Raw genomic sequence first — 19416 nt, 5'->3', positions numbered from 1 at the left:
AGTTGAGAGATTATGAAAAACTATTTCAAGTTAAGAAAACATTAAGAAAATACCGTCAATTCTAATGACTAATGACTAATGACTATAAGAAATGGTTACGAAATGGAAAACTAATTTGTCCAACGGTAACCAACACCTGGAACGGTTGTGATCCATTCTGGTTGGTTAGGTGTGTCTTCGATTTTTTTACGCAGTTGGGTAATATGAACACGAAGTGAATTCATCTCATTTTGTGCCATTTCTCCCCATATGGTTTTAATTAGGATTTCATGTGTGATAATTTTTCCTGAATTTTTTACAAGGTATGTCAAGATTTGAAATTCAGTTGGTGTTAATTTGATGGTTTGATTATGTTTGAACACTTGGTGGTTAGCAAAATCAATGATTAAGTTTTCATTTTCCCAATTTATCGGAGTTTCTTCCGAAGGTAACCTACGAAATGCGGTACGAATCCTGGCAAGGAGTTCCCCCATACTAAATGGTTTTGTGATATAATCATCTGCTCCTGCATCAAGTAAGGCAATTTTGTCTTCCTCCGAATTCATTACTGACAACACAATAAAAGGAACATCGGAAAAGGTACGAACTTCTTGGATTACCTCCAATCCATTTCCGTCAGGTAATTGTAAGTCGAGTAAAACCAATTTTGGAGAGTGCAAAGCAATAGATTCGATTGTATCTTTTTTAGAAATTGCTTCTATGATCTGATAACCTTTTGCTTCAAGTGCAATTCTTAACATTTTGCGAATTGCACTATCATCATCTACCAAAAGGATTAAATCATAATTCATAGATTTTTTTTATGGTGCTATAGTGGAATGTCAATGACAAACTTTGCACCACCTTCCTTTCGGTTCACTGCTTCAATTTGACCACCATGTAATTCTACAATGGATTTGGTAATGGCAAGTCCAAGACCAGTGCCAATTTTACCCGACGATTCACCTCGATAAAACTTCTGGAAAATCCTAGAAGAATCAATAGGTAATCCATTTCCGTTATCCTCCACAACCCAACGTAATGTTTCTTCATCCAATTTATGAATAGAAACCCAAATAGTTGATCCCACTGGTGTATACATACAACCGTTGTATAATAAATTAAAGACTGCATGGGAAAATAAGACACGGTCTAAATCCATAACCATATCATTCTGATTTAAATTTGTTATAATCGTATGATTCAATTTGTTTTTGCCAAGGTAAGAAATAGCATCATGAATGATATCTGATGGGTAAACTTTTTCTTTTTTTAAGGCCAAATAACCCGATTCGATACGACTTATATCTAATAAATTCCCCAATAGTAAATTTAGAACAAGTGAACTTTCTTGGATTTCCTCAAGTAAAGCTCGCCTTGCTTTCGGATTAGATTCGATATCGGGATCTAATAAGGCAGAAGCAGATCCTCTAATAGACGTTAGAGGTGTTTTCAATTCATGAGAAAGAGAATTGAAAACTAAATTGTATAATTTTTCAGATTCTTTGATCAAATAGTTTTTTTTCGCATCTTCTGAAAGAGCATCTCGGTCGAGGGCCAAAGCAACTTGGTTAGCAACAGTATTTAATAAAATTTCCATTTCCAAACTTGGCTCAAAACTCGCTTTCACGCTGATGACACCTGTTATACCACCTGGGGACACCAAAGGATAAAAGGTTGCATTTGAGAGTGACAAAGTATCAGTATATCTACCCGCAGGTTTTCCGTTTTTAATCGTCCAAGAGGCAACTGCTAAATCTTTTTGATCTGAAATACGAGGAATAAATTCGCCCGATTGGTAAAAATGTAATTTCACTGGAAATGGAAAGATACGTTTAAAAAAGGAATCTCCTGTTTCAATGATTTCTTTGGATGTAGATGTTTTAGATAAGTTTTGTGCTAATTCATATAAGATTGATAATTTTTCTTCACGAGACCTAAGTTTGGTTTCATTTTTTTTCAATCTTGCCGTTAAACCACCATTGATGAGAGCAATCAACATAAATATGATAAACATCAAGGCATCTTCTAATTTAGAAATATAAAAAGTGTACAGAGGCGGAATGAACAAAAAATTCCAAAAACTTGCAGATAAAATGGCTGCAAGTAAGACTGGACCTCTGCTAAAAAACATTCCAAGAAGAGCCACATAGAATAAATATAAAATAGAAACGGTCCAGTATCCTATATAAGAAATAAAAAATAAGTTAATGACAGTAACAAAAGATGTTAATACAAAGATAGCAACGTATTGGCGTAAACTAGAAGAAGGAATTAATTTTTTATAAAAATCAAAATGAAAATTACGATCATCATTGTAGGGAATGATGATCACTTCTACATCTCGAAGTTGGTTTAAAATTTTTTCTGTAATGTTTTTCTGGAACAAAGGAAAAATTCCACGTTTTCTCGATCCTCCCATCACCAAACGATGGATTCTTTTTTCATATACGGCAGAGACAATTCCCACTACAGGATCTGATTCAAATGAATGCACCACTTCTGCACCGAGTTCTTTTGCTAGGCGGATATGGGAACGAATGGCAAAGGCAGATTCAGAGTCTTTTGTTTCCTCACTTTCAGAAAAAAAAGCATACAATTCGGAATTCCTCTCTAAAGACAATCGTTTTGCATTCCTTAGCAAGGTTTTTGAATGAGGGCTTGCAGAGATCGCAACCATAATCCTTTCTCTACCCTGCGGCATTCTCTTTTCAACATACTTTGCTGTATAGGTAAGTGATAATTCTCTGAGATAAGTTAGATTTTCTTTTCGAAAAAAATTCTCTTTGGCTTGTACAATTTTATCAGGAACATAAACTCTTCCCTCAGAAAGTCTTTTCAACAATTCGTCAGGGATAATATCGATTAACACGAGTTCGTCTGCTCTCTCCAAAATACTATCCGGAATCGTTTCTTTGACGGGACTTTGCAGAATTTTTTCGATCGAATCAACTTGGCTTTCTAAATGTTGAACATTCACAGTAGACAAAACATTGATTCCAGCATCTAAGAGTAAAAGAACATCCTGGTATCGTTTGTTATTGACTGATCCAGGAATATTAGTATGGGCTAATTCATCAACCAACACATAACTTGGTTTTTCCTTTAGGATCGTTTCAACATCCATTTCCTCCCAAACTTTTCCACGGTATTCAATGTTTCTGAGTGGTATTTTTTCCAGTCCATCAACCAATGCTTTTGTGTCTGCCCTTCCATGTGTTTCTACGATGCCAATTTTAACATCTTCACCATCTTGTTTTAGATGGTGAGCTTCCGTTAACATCGCATAGGTTTTGCCTACGCCAGGAGACATTCCGAAGTATACTTTTAAAGTTCCAGATTTGTTTGGCTCTGACTGATTTGCCAGAGACAAAAAATCTTCAGGACGTTTGCCTTCATTCATGGTGCATCTGTTTCCAAGCAAAATTTAAATTAGTCACATTGACTCGACCTCGCCCGATAAATCCAAACATAGGTGATTCAACATGTTGCCATACCAATGATTTGATAGAATCCAAACTGACTCCTGTCACTTTGCTTAAGTATTTTGTTTGTTCTAAGGCACACTCAATTGTGATATGTGGATCTAATCCAGATCCAGAAGTATATAAAAGTTCTTGGCATTGGATTGGATCAATTCCGATCTCTGTTAATTCATTTTTTCTCTCTTCCGCCAATGCTTTTAAATCCAAACTGGAAGGACTTAAATTTGATGCACCACTCGGAAGAGTGGAATATGACACGGCACTTGGACGGTATCGAAACAAAGACTGTGATGTTTCCTTTCTTGCAAAAAGTTCCGTTCCAATCATTTGACCATTTGATTCGATTAAACTACCTTTCGCTTGTTTAGGAAAAAGTAAACTACCGATTCCTGTAATAGCAAATGGATATAAAAAACCGAGGAATAAGATAGATATAAAAAGAAATCGAATTGTGATTTCCCATTGGTGTGTTTCTTTTGATTTCATAAAATTCCTCCTGATAAAATCACATCGATCAATTTAATACCGAAAAAAGGAAACACCATACCACCACCTCCATAAATGAGAAAATTCCTTAGTAAGGCTTGGTCCGGTGATTTCGGAACATACTTCACTCCACGGAGTGAAAGTGGAATGAGAGCAGGAATTACCAAAGCATTAAAAATTACAGCCGAAAGTATTGCATTGTCGGGACTAGACAATTGCATGATATTTAAGGGAGCCAGAGGTAAAAACAAGGCAGGTAGGATCGCAAAGTATTTAGCAACGTCATTGGCAATGCTAAACGTAGTGAGTGCGCCTCTTGTCATAAGAAGTTGTTTTCCAATTTCAACAATTTCGATGAGTTTACTTGGATTACTATCCAAATCAATCATATTACCTGCTTCCCTTGCCGTTTGGGTACCTGTGTTCATAGCCACTCCTACATCTGACTGGGCTAGAGCAGGCGCATCATTTGTACCATCTCCAATCATTGCCACCAAATACCCGTTTGCTTGTTCTTCTCGGATTCGTTTTAACTTGGCTTCTGGAGTTGCTTCTGCGATAAAATCATCAACACCTGCTTCAGCTGCGATCGCTGCAGCAGTGAGTGGGTTATCTCCTGTGATCATCACAGTTCGAATCCCCATTCTCCTTAAATATCCAAACCTTTCCTTTAAACCACCCTTCACGATGTCTTTGAGTTCAATCACTCCAAGTAATTTTTTTCCTTCTGAGACAAGGATCGGAGTACTCCCTTTTCTGGAGATTTGTTCAATCACTAATTGGTTCTTATCTGAAACCACTCCACCCAATGACTCAATATGTTTTTTTATGGAATCAAACGCCCCTTTTCGAATGTTTCTGACTTCCAATCCGTTTTCATATACTTCCACACCACTCATCCGAGTCGAAGCAGAGAAAGGAATCCACCTAACGTCTAGTGCATTCAAGTTTCTTTCTCTAATAGCATACTTCTGTTTGGCCAATACTACAATTGAACGTCCTTCTGGTGTTTCATCGGATAAAGATGATAATTGAGCGGCATCTGCAAGCTCTTCTTCCGTCACACCATCAACAGGATAAAATTGATGTGCTTCCCTATTTCCCAGTGTAATTGTTCCCGTTTTGTCAAGCAATAGGACATGGATGTCGCCAGCTGCTTCCACTGCTTTTCCACTTTTAGCTATTACATTGTACCGAATGAGTCTTTCCATTCCAGAAATCCCAATAGCACTTAACAATGCAGCGATCGTTGTTGGAATTAGGCAAACAAACAAAGCAAGCCAAACTGAAAAATCAAAATTCCATTTTTGACCAATTTGATTTCCCACAAAATTCGCAACCGGTATCAACGTTACGACACCTAAAAAAAACAAAATGGTTAATGCAAATAATAAGATTCCCAATGCAATTTCATTAGGTGTTTTTTGCCTGGAGGCTCCTTCTATCATCGAAATCATTTTATCAATGAAACTTTCTCCAGGTTTTGCGGTGATTTGGATATAAAGGTAATCTGAAATCACCTTTGTTCCTCCAGTGACAGCAGAACGATCTCCACCACTTTCGCGGATCACTGGTGCTGACTCACCGGTGACTGCTGATTCATCTACACTAGCAATTCCCAAAATCACTTCTCCGTCGCAAGGAATGATAGAGCCTGCTTCTACTAAAACAATATCGCCTACTTTTAATTCACTCGAAGTGATCTCTGTAAAATTTTTATCTCCTACTGCGTTTACTTTTTTCGTAATAGTAGAAGATCTTGTTTTACGTAAGCTATCTGCTCTTGCCTTACCTCGCCCTTCGGCAACACTTTCTGCGAAATTGGCAAAAAACAAAGTCAAAACCAACCAGAAAAAAATCGGGAGTTCATTTCGAAGAGGTTCCCCTAAGATGATGCGATACAAGATTTGAAAAAGAAGGAGTAAAGTTCCTACCCAAACCGTTGCCATGACTGGATTGGAAAATGCATATTTGGGTGAAAATTTTTGGAATGCATTCCCGGTAGAGGAAAGAAACAATTCCTTGGAAACAAAATAGTTAGATTTCATATATAATTCCTCTTAAAAGAAAATTCCACTTCGAATCATGATCTCTTCCAGAATCGGACCAAGGGCCATGACTGGAAAAAAAGACAAACCACATACAATCACAATCACACTAAAACTTAAGATCCCAAATAAAATTGTATCCAATCGAAAGTTTCCTTCGGAAGACTTTGTTGTGATTTTGCCACCTAAACTCGCAGCGACCATGATGACTGCATAAATCACACTAAAACGACCAACTAACATACAAAATCCGAGAGATAAATTTCCCCATAATGTATCTGCACTAAATCCAGCAAATGCAGAACCATTATTGCCAGAAGCAGAACTAAAAGCATATAGAATTTGTGAAAGTGCATGTGGTCCTTTTGCGGTAAAACCAGAGTTCAAAAAAATGGTAATCGTTGTACCGATCAAAATACAAACGGTTGGTGCTAGGATTCCAAACAAAGTCCATTTGATTTCATAACTTTCAATTTTTTTTCCAAAATACTCTGGAGTTCTTCCCGTCATGAGACCTGATAAAAATACGGTAAGGATGAGGAAAAGAACCATTCCATACATACCTGTTCCAACACCACCAAAAATAATTTCACTTAACATCATTTGGAAAATAGCAATACCGCCAGCTAACGGAGAATAACTATCATGCATCGAATTAACAGAACCATTCGATGCCGCAGTTGTTGCGGATAACCACAAGGACGATTCCGTTAGTGAGAACCGAGTTTCCTTACCTTCCCAAAATCCTGGGTGATTCCATTCGGAAAAGAATACGGCAAAAAAACCTAAAATGAGCAAACTTAACATAATGAAAAAAACAACCCATGCATGTCTGAAAGAATTGGTAATCTTTCCATACAAAAATACACAGGAAGCAGGGATAAAGAGAATCGAAAACAATTCGATAAAATTAGAGATTGGTGTTGGATTTTCAAATGGATGGGCACTATTCACTCCAAAATACCCACCTCCATTGGTTCCAATTTGTTTGATCGCAATTTGCGACGCAGCAGGTCCAAGTGGGATTGGTTGAGTATCCGTTCCTAATAACGAGAGAGGTTCATTCCAAGTTTGGATCACACCTTGGGAAATCAAAAGAATTGCAACAAGGATCGATACAGGAAGGAGAATATAAAATGTAGAACGAAACAGATCTTGCCAAAAATTTCCAAACTTTTGTTCAGATGAAGAGACAATGGCTCGACTCACAAACGCCAGTACCGAAATCCCAACCCCCGCACTCAAAAAATTCTGAGGGGTAAGGCCAACCATTTGGGAAAAATTACTGAGTTGGCTTTCCCCAGAATAGGCTTGCCAGTTGGTATTGGTAATAAAAGAAATCGTAGTATTGAGAGCTAAGTCCCAATCCATCCCATCGATTTTCATCGCATTAAGAGGTAAAATATTCTGGTAGCGTAAAACCAAAAAAAGGAATCCCCCTCCTAAAAGATGAAACCAAAATAAACTCTGTAAATATTGTTTAGCGTTTTGGCTAGTTGGATCACCTGAGTAAAGGAATCGATTGAATATACCTTCACCGGGTAAAACTTTTGCATTCAAAATGAATGCCATGTAGTAACCGAAAAATGGTGAAACTAAAATCAGTAACCCAATGTAAAAAGGAAAATAGAGTAATTCTACCATACTTCTATCTTCCCATAAAACATACTTCTAGTAAAGACTTGAGAGTTTAAGGAAAAATAAGATTACATTAAGATCGTATTAAGATAAAAACTCAGTCGGCTTAATTTCTAAATGGAAAATAAACCACAATCCCCCAAACAAGATGGAGAAAAATTAGAAATAAAAACGAAAATATTCCCTTTGTTTCAAACTCAGAATCCAATCGATCTTTCCAAATGATAAAGATTGAATCTTGATTCAACTTTGTCTCTTTTGTTTCCCAGATCGTTTCTTTTAACAAAACTCCTCCTGAAAATAGACTAGAGACTGAACAATTTCCATTTTCTTTCGAATAACACAAAGCATACATTGGTAATTTGGTTTCTTTTCCAGAAACAGCACGAATCCTTTTGTATTGAAATGTAATCACGGGACCATAAACAAGACTACCTGATCTACGTCTGACAAGTAAGGGAGACCGAAACGAACCTGAATCAGAATCATCTAAGTAAAATTCTCTCAAATACAAATAACGATTGCCCAGTGCTAAATGAGACTCTTCTGGTAAAACATCAAATTTGGAAGTGAGGCCTAACTTGTAACCAATGGCATCCCCTAAAAACAATAGAACATTCCCTCCTGCGAGTAATGACAAAAAAACAGCAAAAAGGATTTTATACCCACTTGATTTGATGAAGTGAATTCCCAAAAAAACCAAAGGCAAAAAGAAGATGAGTAAGATCCAAATGGAATGAGAAAGTGGCCAATAGACACCAAACGGTAATAATACGATACTAAATATAAATATAAATGCAAAACCTAACCAAAGCTGAAAGAAAAAAGAAGGAGACCCATCACTCGGTTCTGGTTTTTTCCGGTTTTTATTTTCAACAAAAGAAACAAACATTTTGATTCCTAATTGATTTTAATCTTTCACGACAAAACTATTTCGAATTGTATTCCAATACTCATCTGCTTTCTTTTTTTCTCGTTTTGGATAGGATAAAGACAAAAAATAACCTCTTGGAGCGTTATATACATAATATTCCTTCATTTCCATTTCGATTCGGTTTCCAATATCATCCACTTCAACCCATTCGCTCAAATAAACATTGTCTTTTTCGGAACGTTTGAATTGCAATTTTCGCATTTGGTTTTTGTTTAAGGATCGAAGAGAGTCCCAAAATACAAAATAATTTTTGGCATTCCGTAGAGGTCTTACTTTATCAAAACTAGAACCAATTGACAAAATGATTTTTGGCAATGTTTTCTTTTTTTTACCTGAGACTTGTAAAAGAAAAGCCTCTTCCCATTCTGTTTGTCCTTCTGGAAGGTAATTGGATAAAAACTCTACAAATCGAACAATCCTATAAATACTATCTCGATTTTCGCCATAAATACCAAGTCGATTTCCGTATAAACCTTCATACCGTAAAGTTGATGGTATTTTTAATCGATAACGAAACGATTCCGATTCCAGATACAAATAATCTCGTAAGGAAACTTCATCCACATAACATCCATAAGGATCACTCACCAAATCCAATGGAATGGTTTGGTCAGACCATTCATTGGCCGCTCGATTCGTAATTTCATTGGACTTTATCAACCATTCAGGAAAAAAACCAGAATCTTTTTCTTGTTTTAATCGGTAACAAAGGTGAATCCCCTTTCCCAGGAATACTACATCCTTTTCCTTTCTTACTTCATACAAAACTTCTAATTCTTTTGCTGCTATGTCTGCTTCTGCTTGGAGTGGAAATTCTTTATAATACTCATCATCAATGAGGAACCTGATTTTGCCGGATGGTGACACCAGGTAATTCCGACCAAAACGATCTTTTTTTTTCACAGATGATTGTTTGTTCTTAAATTCACTTAAGAAACGATGGTAACTTCTCGACTCTTCCTCTTCTGCATCGGGGATCCATGGTTTTTGGAGAAGAGGATCAACGATTACATTCGATTGCGCATGTAAGTTAACATTCCCAAATCCTAAAAGCATAGGTAGAGAAATACAACAAATACGAAGATACCATTCCCAATGTAACAAAAAGAGAGAATATTTCTCTCTAGTCATCACTTACACCTGGTATTTGGATTGGATAAAATTGAGAGCCATCGTAAAGATCTTTGAAAATTCTTTTTTATGGAGATCGCCATTCACTCGTGACAAAATTCCTCGTAACAAAGTTTGCACTTGTTGGTAGTTGGGAACTTCATAAAACGATTTTTGGATATGAGGCCATGCCATTTTGACGATCTGCATAAATTCAGGACTTCCCTTTTTGAACTCCTGAATCATTCTATCTAACGTGAGTTTTACGATTTGAAAATTTTTGATTTTTTTTACGATCCCTTTTAAGACTTCCGGTTTTAGTTCTGATTTTGAGCTCATCATTTGGAAAAGTGTATTCCAATCAACAACCTCATTTTTTTGTTCTTTCAGGACTTGGGTTCGTAATGATACAACTGCTTTATCAAACTCCGATAGAGTTCTTAACCAATTTTGGTAACCAACTTGGTCCCCTTTGGTTTGGTAGGTGGTGATGGTTTGCACGAGGTCCATAAATTCTTTTACAGAATAATTCCCCAATCGCACCATATTTAAATCCACTGGTGGAGGAGTTGGTGCCGTCTCTTCCTCGTATTCAATTCCTAAATCATCTGAAAAATCATCGTGGTCTTCGGAACTACTTTCGCCTGGTTTGTCAGATTGAGAGTCAGAAGAATCATCAAACTCAAGATCTTCGATTTCATATTCTTCATTTGTTTTAGCAGAATTGCCATTTGTATTGGATTCTAAGTGAGGAGTGTCTGTTACTTCTGGTCCGATTTTTACTTCTAACCTTTCACCCGTTAAAACATCGCTAAAGGTTTCGGTTATTTCCTGTAAGATGGATTTTTCTTTTTCAGGAATCAATGTTTGTTTTTTTGCGATCGGAGTGGGAGGTGCATTGGCAACGGCGAGTGCTTCTGTTAATGAGACCGGTTCTTTTTCAGATTCAGAACCTGATGGAATCGATAATGCAGCTTTTGCAGAAGCAGCCATAAGTCCTTGGGGTTCGATGATCTCACCAGTTAAAGGATTTTCTAAAACCATCAATATCCCTTTTTGTGCAAAAACAAAATCAGTGGGATGAGTAAAATGTAATCCTTCTACAATTTCTTCTGCAATGGAAGAAAAACTAGGAACTGGAGCATTTTTCATTTTTTCCAATTCTTGGGTTTTCAGTTTTTCTTGGACTTTGTTTAGGACTTCTATAAAATTCGAATTGAGATATGCAGATACTTCTTCTTTGGAAACACCTAACAAGGTAGCAAACTGTGGGAGATGTTCAAAAAATTGATCCGTTTTTTTGATGTTCCCAGTCATGTACGATTTGATTTGTTTGGCAACTTCTTCCACTTTTGTGGGATCCATCTTTTTGGCTTTTAAGAGGCGTTTGAAAATATCAATGTGGGCATGGAAATAGGACAAAAATTCCCCATAAGCGGTGAATTCATATTCGCCTTGTCCTTTTTTCTCTAAGACTTTTTTGCTAGTTTCGGCCATAATGGGATCTCATCCAAAACATAGGAAAAGAAACAAGGGTCAAGATTTTTACGAACCGATTGACGAAATGCTAGCAGAGATGAGTCTATACGATATGAAACGTTTTTTTTTACTGATGACACTTGGATTTGTCGTGTTCTTTTCTACATCTTGCCAAAAAAGACAAGATAAAACTTTGGAAAGAAACTTATTCACATACATCGTTTCCTGCACAGGGGGGAGCCTTACTGCCTGTAATGCGGATTGTGCAGCCAAATACCCAAACATCACAGGGGACAATTATCCAACTGCTTCAACCTGTTTCAGCAATTGTTCTACCAATTGTAGTTTGTCTACAACCTTACTTCTCTTAACCAACAAATAAGCCGAGCTTACGTTCCATAGACCAAAAAACTTGCGGCTACAATCCCGCAAGTTTCCGTCCTGAGCACACCACCGGGTAAAGTCAGTTTCGGAATCTGATTGTATTCCATCCAATTCTCTTCTTCCTCATGGAAACCACCTTCCGGCCCGATGACAGGAATTTTGTTTGCCAAACTGGACAATTCGAACGGTTTTTGTCCAAAAGGATGAAAGACCACCAAACTTTCTTTATGTGCTTCCATCCAATCCTTTGCCGTTTCAATCGAAAGTTTTAAGATTTCAGTCTGTTTGGATTGAGCTGCCGCTTCCTTCACAATCTTTTCAGATCGTTCCAAATTAAATTCTTTGCGGATGGAATGACGAAACACTAAAAATACCACTTCATTCAGTCCAATCTCAGTCACCTTCTGTAAGAAAAAATCCAAACGATTCCCTTTTGGCAAAGCAATGGCAATTTTTTTCCGATTGGCTTTTGGAGGAACAATTGTTTCTTTTTGGAACTTTAGTTCCTTCGAATGTGGAGTGAGAAGGTAATCATACAATCCACCTTCTCCATCCCTTATTTGAATGATGGTGGTTTCATTTCCTAAACGAAGCGCACGAAGGTGATTCACTTCTTCCTTCGTTAATTGTATCATGTCTTTTTTTTGGAATGGAATGCGAAATAGGATGAGCCCCGGTTCCAATGTTTATCTGCTTAGGTTGTCTACATTAAAGAGAGATGCATCTGGATTTACAGTTTTGTCAACTTCTTGGATTTCCCAAACGGTGATGCTACCTGTGTTCAAATCTAACATTTCCAGACGAGAAGCTTTTTGTACATCTTCCACTTTTCCCGTTGCGTCTTTAATTTTCACAGGTCCATATTTTAAGTTTAATGTTTTAAATAAAATACCGTCACGGTCATGAAAGTCAACTCGGTAAGGTTTTAAATCCTTTTTGCCAACGAGTAACACCAGTTTTTTGTAGAAATATGGTAGAATTGGTTTGAGAGAAACTCTGTAATACATCTCTCCACCGATTTCCAAATCACCATTTACGAGTGGGTTATAATTTGCCTGATACGAATAACCAGACATATCTACATAAAAAAATCCAGTTCCCATTAGGGATTCATATTTTTCGTCGTCTGTTTTTCGAAACAGTTTAGCACTGAGAACATTGAAGAAAAATACATTTTCCCCTTCATCTTTTGTTAACAGTTTGGATTCGAGGCCTCGCCCTTTTCTGTCAAAAAGAAGCAAAGCATCTTCACCATTAAAAAATCGATTGATTCTCCATGTCTCCGATGTTCCGTTCCTACGAATGAGGACATAGGTACCTTTCACAAGGCCCTTCCCGTAATCCATTTCCCGGTCAAGCCTCGCAAGTAATTCTTGGGCCGATAAACTGGTGTCAGGTGCTTGGGCCTCAAGAGATACAAAAGAAATCAAAAAAAATAAAATCCAAAGTTTTCGCATGTGATTTCTTTATTCAGCTCTCATTGAAGGTTTTGTATAAGAATACAAACCATGCACACTACCTTGTGCTTGGGCTGATTCTGTCCTACGTTCAAAACGAAGTTGTCCTGCACGTAATGCTTTATGAAGGTCAGGAATATTTCGGTAACCCATATCTTGGAAACTTTGTCTGAGACCTTGTACGAGGTAAGGGATTAGATTTAAAACAGAACCTTTATCCACAACATAACCAGATACACCTTGTGCTACTTTGATTTTTTGGGATTCAGAGAAATACCGTTTGTCTCCACCTTTATTCATTGCTTCTAAACTTGCCATTCCTCTGTATTTCTTTAGACGAATGCCATTTTCATAAAAATACTCACCTGGTGCTTCTTTTGTTCCTGCAAACATTGAACCCATCATACACATAGAGGCACCAATCGCGAGAGCATTGGCGATATCACCGATGTTAGAAATACCACCATCTGCGATCACTGGAACTCCATGAGCTTGTGCATACTCTGCTGTTTTGAATACTGCAGTTGCTTGTGCTCGTCCGACTGCCATTGTGTCTTGGGTGATACAAATGGAACCAGGTCCCATACCAATACGAAGTCCATCCGCTCCAGCCGCAATGAGGTTTGCCGCTTGTGCTTTTGTGACAACGTTTCCACCAATCACATCTGTATTTGGGAAATTGGATTTAATCCATTGGATCATTTCCATTTGGTAACTTGAGTTTCCTTGAGCAGAATCAATGATGATTGCGTCCACTCCAACTTCTGCTAAGGCAGCCATTCTGTCACGTGACTCTGGTAAGGTGGAAAGTGCAGCACCCACTCTTAATCTTTTTTGGTCGTCTTTTGAAGATTGAGGGAATTCTTTATTTTTTTTCAAGTCACTACGACAAATGAGAGCAACAAGTTTCCCTTGTTTGTCTACAATTGGTAGTTTTCCTTTTTTACTTGTACGAAGGATGTCATTTGCTTCCCGTAAACTGATTCCCACATTTGCTGTGATGAGCTCAGTTGTCATTACCTTCCCTAATTTGATGTCACGATCTCTTTCAAAATCAACATCACGGTTGGTAACAATACCAACTAACTTAGTTCTTGCGGTCCCATCTTCCGTAATTGGGATCCCACTGAATCCATACTTTTCTTTTACGGCATCTAAATCGGCAAGTGTATGTTCAGGAGAGAGTAAAATTGGATCTTTGATAAAACCATTTTCAAAACGTTTTACCTTTCGCACTAACTCCACTTGTTCTTCGATTGTATTATTATAATGAATGATTCCAATTCCACCCATGAGTGCCTGTGCAATAGCCATTTCAGACTCTGTGACAGTGTCCATAGGAGAACTCATAAGAGGTCTTTTGAGTGTTATATTTTTAGAAAGTTTTGTTTCGAGATCCACATCGCTTGGATTGAAGTCTATATATCCAGGTAGTACTAAAAAATCTCGATACGTGAGTCCCATGTTGACCGAGAAGAGCTCTTGTCCACTGACTCCATCGAGAAGCTCAGATCCTGGTAGGGGGTGATTTGACATAATTATCCTTCCTTTTTCTACTTTAGGTAAGAAAACTCTAAGTGCAAGAGAATTTCAGGAGAAAATTGACCGATAATAGTGAGTACCACGACCTTTTATGGAAACAGTAGAAAGAAACAAACGTTCCTTGGATGTTTTTTCCGACACGGAAAAAAAACTGCATGTTTTGACCAAATTTCTATTAAATCAGGAATTAAACCTGAAAGACGATATCCATTCGGGAGAAATTTGTTACCTCAAAAAAGTGTCTCAAGACGGGAACAAAGTTCTCGTCAGTGTTAGACCAACAATCACCCTTTCTGTGGGCCAAAAAATCACTCTCTACAAAATCCTTGGCCGTTACCTCCATTTAGAATGCACTGTGGAACAAGATAAAGGTGACTCGCAATACATCTTACACTTGAATAAAATTGCCATTGCCAAAAAAGACAGAGAAAGTTCTAGGATCCCGGTCCCTCCTGGGGCTGCTTGGATTACAAATGTGGTTTCCAGTAAGGCAAAAATTGAAACTGATATGTTTCATGTTCCTACTGCAGTGAAAGTAAACTTCCAAGACTATGAAACCAAACTGAAAAATACAGTGGATTTCATCAAAATTTCGACATTCAATTCCCGTGAAGATGGTGAAATCATTCGTCTGATCAAAAAAACAAAAAAAGGATTCCTTCTTGAAGATGTCAACAATCGGGAATGTTATGAAACTTCACCTAATGAAGATTTTATCGTTTTTGCTGACGAAATTGAAGAAGATATCAATAAAGAAATCAACAATCGTCGTAATTTAAAAATCAAATCGGAACTCATCCTACCTATTTTGTATTTAAATGATGAGGAAGAATCCATTCCGATTGGATACATTCACATGCAAAGTAAAACTGAAAACTTTGATCTCTTAAAAGCAATGGAGATGAAAACTTTATGTTTTGAAATGGTGGATCGAATTCGACATTCCAATATGATCAAATCGGATGGTAAGTTCCCAGTGATTGATATTTCAGAAGGTGGATTAAAGGTGATTGTTGACCATCCTGATCTCATCCAAAGCCTTCCCAAACTCACTGGATTTCAGTTTGATATTTTTTTTAGAATGCAATCACCTCTCACAGCTTTTGGTCAGATCAAAACGATCACTAAAAATGAAGAAGGCCACCTAACTGTTGGTCTTGCGATCGCAGGGCATTCCTCAAGAGCTGGTGAGAAAAAACGATTCTTAGAAAACGTAGAATTTTTCCGAAAACAACTCCAAAAAAATTAACCACCAAATGTTGTCGGTTAGAATACGTTTATAATTCGCCGTATCCTAAGACTTCCATAGACCATCTTTCTTCCCACTTTCTACTTGTGAATGTGATTGTCTCTGGATCCATTTCTTTTAATAATTCCCAATCTTTTGTTGTGATGGCATCACCACTGACCAAATAAAAAAACGAATCATCCGGATCTAACTTGGAAATGGTTTCTGGAACAATGGTTTCATAAACCAAAAAGGATTCATCCCCAGTGAATGAATCCCTCCAATTTCTGAGTGATTCTTTTCCTTGTGGGATCACAAAAACCAATCGGTGTTGTAAATTTTCACCTCGGTATTCTAAGGTTTTTGCCAAATAAGAATTTCGTTTGGAATGGAGTAAGTTCTCTAAAGTCAAGATTTCATAAGGTTTTGGAACTTCCAACAGTGGGATCACAAAATCGATGGTGCAAAATGGTTCTGCTTCAATTTTTTTTTCGATGACCGACATAATTTCCATTCGATCTTTCGAAAGGGAATCGGTATGGAACCAAACACTTTGGTGCCTAGTCCCACGTTTTATCGTTTCTAAAAAATCCAATTCCGATTGTTTGATGCCTTTTGGATACCAATCAAATCGATCATTTTTGTTAGGTGCCACATCACATAAAAATGGCCTCGGAAATTCATCTAACCTTCGCTCTAATAAATCTTCTGCAAAATAAACGGAATCACGTAGTGCCTCAGGGCTAAATGTGGGAGTTTGGATGATTCGATAAGGAGGTGTTGGCATAAAAACAAGGCCTTCTCTAGTTGCATCTTTCCGCATACTTGTACCAGGCAAAACGGAAAGAGGAAAGGCTTGCACCCATTCACCTAACCCATGTTCCAAGAAAAAGTGAATCCCTCTTTCGACATCGTCTGGAGTGTCACCAGGAAGACCAATGATCAAATCGAGTAAGAGGTCAATCCCTTCCCCTGCCAACATTTTAGCAACTTCTGCTACTTTATGGGGACTACCGTAACGTTTCACACGTTTTAATGTTTCCTCATTCACAGATTGTAATCCGAGTTCGATTCGATTGAATCCAGCTTTTCTTAATTTGGTGGCAAGTTTCGAAGTCACTCCTTCGGATCTAAGCTCTGCAAACATGGTCATTTGGCCATCAGAATTCACTTCTGCAATCGCATCTAAAAAAGAATCAAAACCAGGTCTATGATTGAATGTTGGATCTAAAAATACAAGTTCCCTTGCTCCCTTCTCTTTTAGGTTGGATATCAATTGGATTGTTTCTTTGATATCAAGTGTACGAAGGTTTTGGGATGATTTTGGATAAAAACAATACGTACATTGTGACTTACAACCTCTCACTGTTTCTAAGTAAGTGGAACGTTTTGGATTCACCAATAAATGACCGGTTGTATAAGGTGATGGAAAATCTGTTAATGGAAAGTTAGCTGGTGATGGAACTCCAAATGGACTTAAAAAACCATCTCTTTTTCGATAGGCAACATTTTCAACATTCTCCAATGTTTCCTTGTTTAACAAAGCTTTCATTAAACTTCGAAAATTATGTTCTGCCTCTCCTGAAACTGCAATATCATATCCATCCTCACCAAGTACAAAGGGATTGTCTTCGTTGACTTCCGGTCCACCGATTAGGATTTGAATCTCTGGATTTCTCTTTTTAACTTCTTTGGCTATATAAAGGCTTCGTTCGGTGTTCCATAAATACAAAGAGAGTCCCAAAAAATCAGGACCTTCTTTGCAGATTCGATCAATTAAGTCTTTATCCCCTAAAAAGTCGGTGTCTTCAGGTGAAATAACAGAAGGGACAATCCCTTGGATAGGATCTTCTTTGGATTCCAGGCAACTTGCCAAACTAGCAGCTGCTAGTGGAACATTTCCTGTGGCCGCAAAATAACTCGGTGGAGGAACAGGTAACTGCAAAAACTGGATTTTTGCCATATCTCTAACCAGTTTTCACATTCCGATTGGTTCGGCAAAAACTTTCAGCTTCGAGACACGATTACATCGATAAATAATATCAAATTTTCGGACAAGTTTCTAGCAAATGTCCGTAACATCATCCTTTCCGAAATATCATGGTACATTTGAGAGAGAGTCCACGCATCTCTACTAGTTTTGGATTTATGTAAGTGCTCAAAAAAATAAGGTCGAAACGACCAGTTTTTTCCCAAGATGGAATAATCAGGTTTCATCTCACCTGTTTCTGACCTCGCATAATTGGGTGATACTTGGAACCCCATGTGGTTAGTAATGTACATCCGAAAAAAGTCCCCATCTCCAAAAACAGATGTGGAAAAATCTTCTTTCCATTCCCAAATCCCATTTTCTTCCCCAAACCCCATTACAATTTCAGAAAGTTTATTTTTCCAAATGGTTTCCCATTCAATTTGCTGGTTCATCTCTTTTTGTTTTCGTGCATGGAAGTATTCCAAGGAAGATTGCATTTCCGATCTGTATTCAAAACGGCCAGAAAAATTCATCTCTGGTTTTGCAAAGTAATACCCTTGGATGTACCTGGCTCCGTAATTCAAAGCGTTGTACAATTCATCTTCTGATTCTATACCTTCGAATAACAAACTACTACCAAGGGACTCACCTAATTTTGATAAGTTGAGTAATATCTCTTTAAAATTTCTAGAAAAAGTAGATCTACGTAACATCTGTAAATCCACTTTGATGATCTCAGGGTGAAATAAACCTATTCTATCTAAATTACTTGCTTCCGAACCAGCATCATCTACGGCGATGGAAAATCCTTCCTTTCTGTATAAATTGAGAACAGGTTTTAAGAGTTCCAAATTATGTGGAAAACGTTCTTCGGTAATTTCAATCACAATCCTAGATGGATCAAGTTCCACTTCTCTCACCATTCGAATCGTTTGTGGTAGGGTTGTTTCCAAATTGAGGAGAGCATGGTACAAAATGTTCGGTGATATGTTTAAAAAAAGTTTGGTTTCGGGAGGTGCTTCTTTTGCAAATTTCTGTAAGGCGGAAAATCGAATTTCTTCATCCACTTGTTTTTTCAAAAAAAACAATTCATCATAACCCAAGGTATGAGTGAGAAAAAAATCACCTAAGCTAAATAAACCTTGGTCAGTGGACAATCGGCCGAGGAGCTCGTAACCATAAATTCCAGTCGATTCTGAGGATAAGATAGGTTGGAAAACGGGTGTGAGTTCTCCGCTGGCAAGCCACTCTTTCCATTCGCGAACCAGTTTATGACTTTCACTTTCTATTTGCATAGAGGGGTACATACATTCCTATTGCAAGAAGGGTACCAATGAGCAATGTAGTGAAGTTTACTGCATCATGCTTGTTTTTTTAGCATTAGCGAACAAGGATTGTAAAAATCTCTAATTATTGTAGAAGTTTTTAGCAAAATGGTAAAAAAAAAGCCACCCAAGTCTCCCTGAGTGGCTTCCGAACGAAAAACACCAATTACTTGATGTCTCTTGCTCTTGTTTTGAATGAGTCATCCAATTTTGGCTTTTTAGAAGGTTTTGGTTCTTCTACCACTGGCTGAGTCGGTTGTTTCACTTCTTCAGAGGCACAGTTGATCATAAATACAGCCAATAAAGCAATGATTAGCATAGACGAAATTTTTTTCATGTATTTGCTCCT

16 protein-coding genes are annotated in these 19416 nt (G+C 37.6%); 2 read left to right on the top strand and 14 right to left on the bottom strand.

Annotation, left to right across the window (positions count from 1 at the left end):
* Positions 1-110 precede the first annotated feature (110 nt).
* The 8 genes from DI076_RS00950 to DI076_RS00915 all read right to left on the bottom strand — a co-directional run bounded on the left by DI076_RS00950 (position 111) and on the right by DI076_RS00915 (position 11177).
* Positions 111-791: a response regulator transcription factor gene (locus DI076_RS00950; RefSeq protein WP_108958191.1), complete on the bottom strand. Its 681-nt coding sequence runs from the start codon at positions 789-791 to the stop codon at positions 111-113.
* Positions 792-808: 17 nt separating this feature from the next.
* Complete coding sequence (locus DI076_RS00945) at positions 809-3382, bottom strand: ATP-binding protein (protein ID WP_108958190.1); 2574 nt, start codon at positions 3380-3382, stop codon at positions 809-811.
* Positions 3375-3950 carry a potassium-transporting ATPase subunit C gene (locus DI076_RS00940; RefSeq protein WP_108958189.1) on the bottom strand — a complete coding sequence of 192 codons (576 nt, stop codon included), beginning with the start codon at positions 3948-3950 and terminating at the stop codon, positions 3375-3377. Before DI076_RS00940 ends, DI076_RS00945 begins: the two co-directional genes overlap by 8 nt.
* A complete protein-coding gene (gene kdpB, locus DI076_RS00935; RefSeq protein ID WP_108958188.1) occupies positions 3947-5998 on the bottom strand; it encodes a potassium-transporting ATPase subunit KdpB in 2052 nt (683 codons plus the stop codon). Before kdpB ends, DI076_RS00940 begins: the two co-directional genes overlap by 4 nt.
* A gap of 12 nt (positions 5999-6010) precedes the next feature.
* Positions 6011-7642, bottom strand: coding sequence for a potassium-transporting ATPase subunit KdpA (gene kdpA / locus DI076_RS00930; RefSeq protein WP_108958187.1), 1632 nt, complete (start codon positions 7640-7642; stop codon positions 6011-6013).
* 100 nt (positions 7643-7742) lie between these two features.
* On the bottom strand, positions 7743-8528 hold the full coding sequence (locus DI076_RS00925) for a hypothetical protein (protein WP_108958186.1): 786 nt from the start codon (positions 8526-8528) through the stop codon (positions 7743-7745).
* Between the two features lie 18 nt (positions 8529-8546).
* A complete protein-coding gene (locus tag DI076_RS00920; RefSeq protein WP_439957256.1) occupies positions 8547-9626 on the bottom strand; it encodes an LIC10775 family protein in 1080 nt (359 codons plus the stop codon).
* A gap of 78 nt (positions 9627-9704) precedes the next feature.
* Entirely contained in the window at positions 9705-11177 is a 1473-nt protein-coding gene (locus tag DI076_RS00915) for a hypothetical protein (protein WP_108958184.1), read from the bottom strand.
* Positions 11178-11271: 94 nt separating this feature from the next.
* Between DI076_RS00915 and DI076_RS00910 the strand changes: the two genes are divergently transcribed.
* Positions 11272-11541 (top strand): hypothetical protein, encoded by a 270-nt coding sequence (locus DI076_RS00910; protein WP_174704997.1) that lies wholly within the window; start codon positions 11272-11274, stop codon positions 11539-11541.
* Between the two features lie 7 nt (positions 11542-11548).
* On the opposite strand, the gene DI076_RS00905 is transcribed toward DI076_RS00910, so the two are convergent.
* The 3 genes from DI076_RS00905 to guaB are packed head-to-tail and all read right to left on the bottom strand — an operon-like array spanning position 11549 to position 14536.
* A complete protein-coding gene (locus DI076_RS00905) occupies positions 11549-12226 on the bottom strand; it encodes a 16S rRNA (uracil(1498)-N(3))-methyltransferase (protein WP_282432597.1) in 678 nt (225 codons plus the stop codon).
* Positions 12227-12229: 3 nt separating this feature from the next.
* Positions 12230-13000: an outer membrane lipoprotein-sorting protein gene (locus tag DI076_RS00900; RefSeq protein ID WP_108958183.1), complete on the bottom strand. Its 771-nt coding sequence runs from the start codon at positions 12998-13000 to the stop codon at positions 12230-12232.
* A 9-nt stretch (positions 13001-13009) separates the two neighbouring features.
* The gene (gene guaB, locus DI076_RS00895) at positions 13010-14536 is read right to left on the bottom strand and encodes an IMP dehydrogenase (protein ID WP_100718146.1); all 1527 of its coding nucleotides are present in this window, start codon (positions 14534-14536) and stop codon (positions 13010-13012) included.
* 97 nt (positions 14537-14633) lie between these two features.
* Here guaB and DI076_RS00890 point away from each other — a divergent pair, with 97 nt between their 5' ends.
* Positions 14634-15791 carry a DUF1577 domain-containing protein gene (locus tag DI076_RS00890; RefSeq protein WP_108958182.1) on the top strand — a complete coding sequence of 386 codons (1158 nt, stop codon included), beginning with the start codon at positions 14634-14636 and terminating at the stop codon, positions 15789-15791.
* A gap of 28 nt (positions 15792-15819) precedes the next feature.
* On the opposite strand, the gene DI076_RS00885 is transcribed toward DI076_RS00890, so the two are convergent.
* The 3 genes from DI076_RS00885 to DI076_RS20120 form a co-directional block, all read right to left on the bottom strand.
* Positions 15820-17733, bottom strand: coding sequence for a B12-binding domain-containing radical SAM protein (locus tag DI076_RS00885; protein ID WP_108958181.1), 1914 nt, complete (start codon positions 17731-17733; stop codon positions 15820-15822).
* Between the two features lie 44 nt (positions 17734-17777).
* Positions 17778-19037, bottom strand: coding sequence for an EAL domain-containing protein (locus DI076_RS00880; RefSeq protein WP_108958180.1), 1260 nt, complete (start codon positions 19035-19037; stop codon positions 17778-17780).
* A gap of 196 nt (positions 19038-19233) precedes the next feature.
* Positions 19234-19404: a hypothetical protein gene (locus DI076_RS20120; protein WP_165780331.1), complete on the bottom strand. Its 171-nt coding sequence runs from the start codon at positions 19402-19404 to the stop codon at positions 19234-19236.
* Positions 19405-19416: the final 12 nt, after the last annotated feature.

Origin of the sequence: Leptospira ellinghausenii, from assembly GCF_003114815.1 — a bacterium.
GTDB classification, from domain to species: Bacteria; Spirochaetota; Leptospiria; order Leptospirales; family Leptospiraceae; genus Leptospira_A; species Leptospira_A ellinghausenii.
Note: the sequence above shows the minus strand (reverse complement) of the source record. Positions and strands in the feature narration are given on the sequence as shown.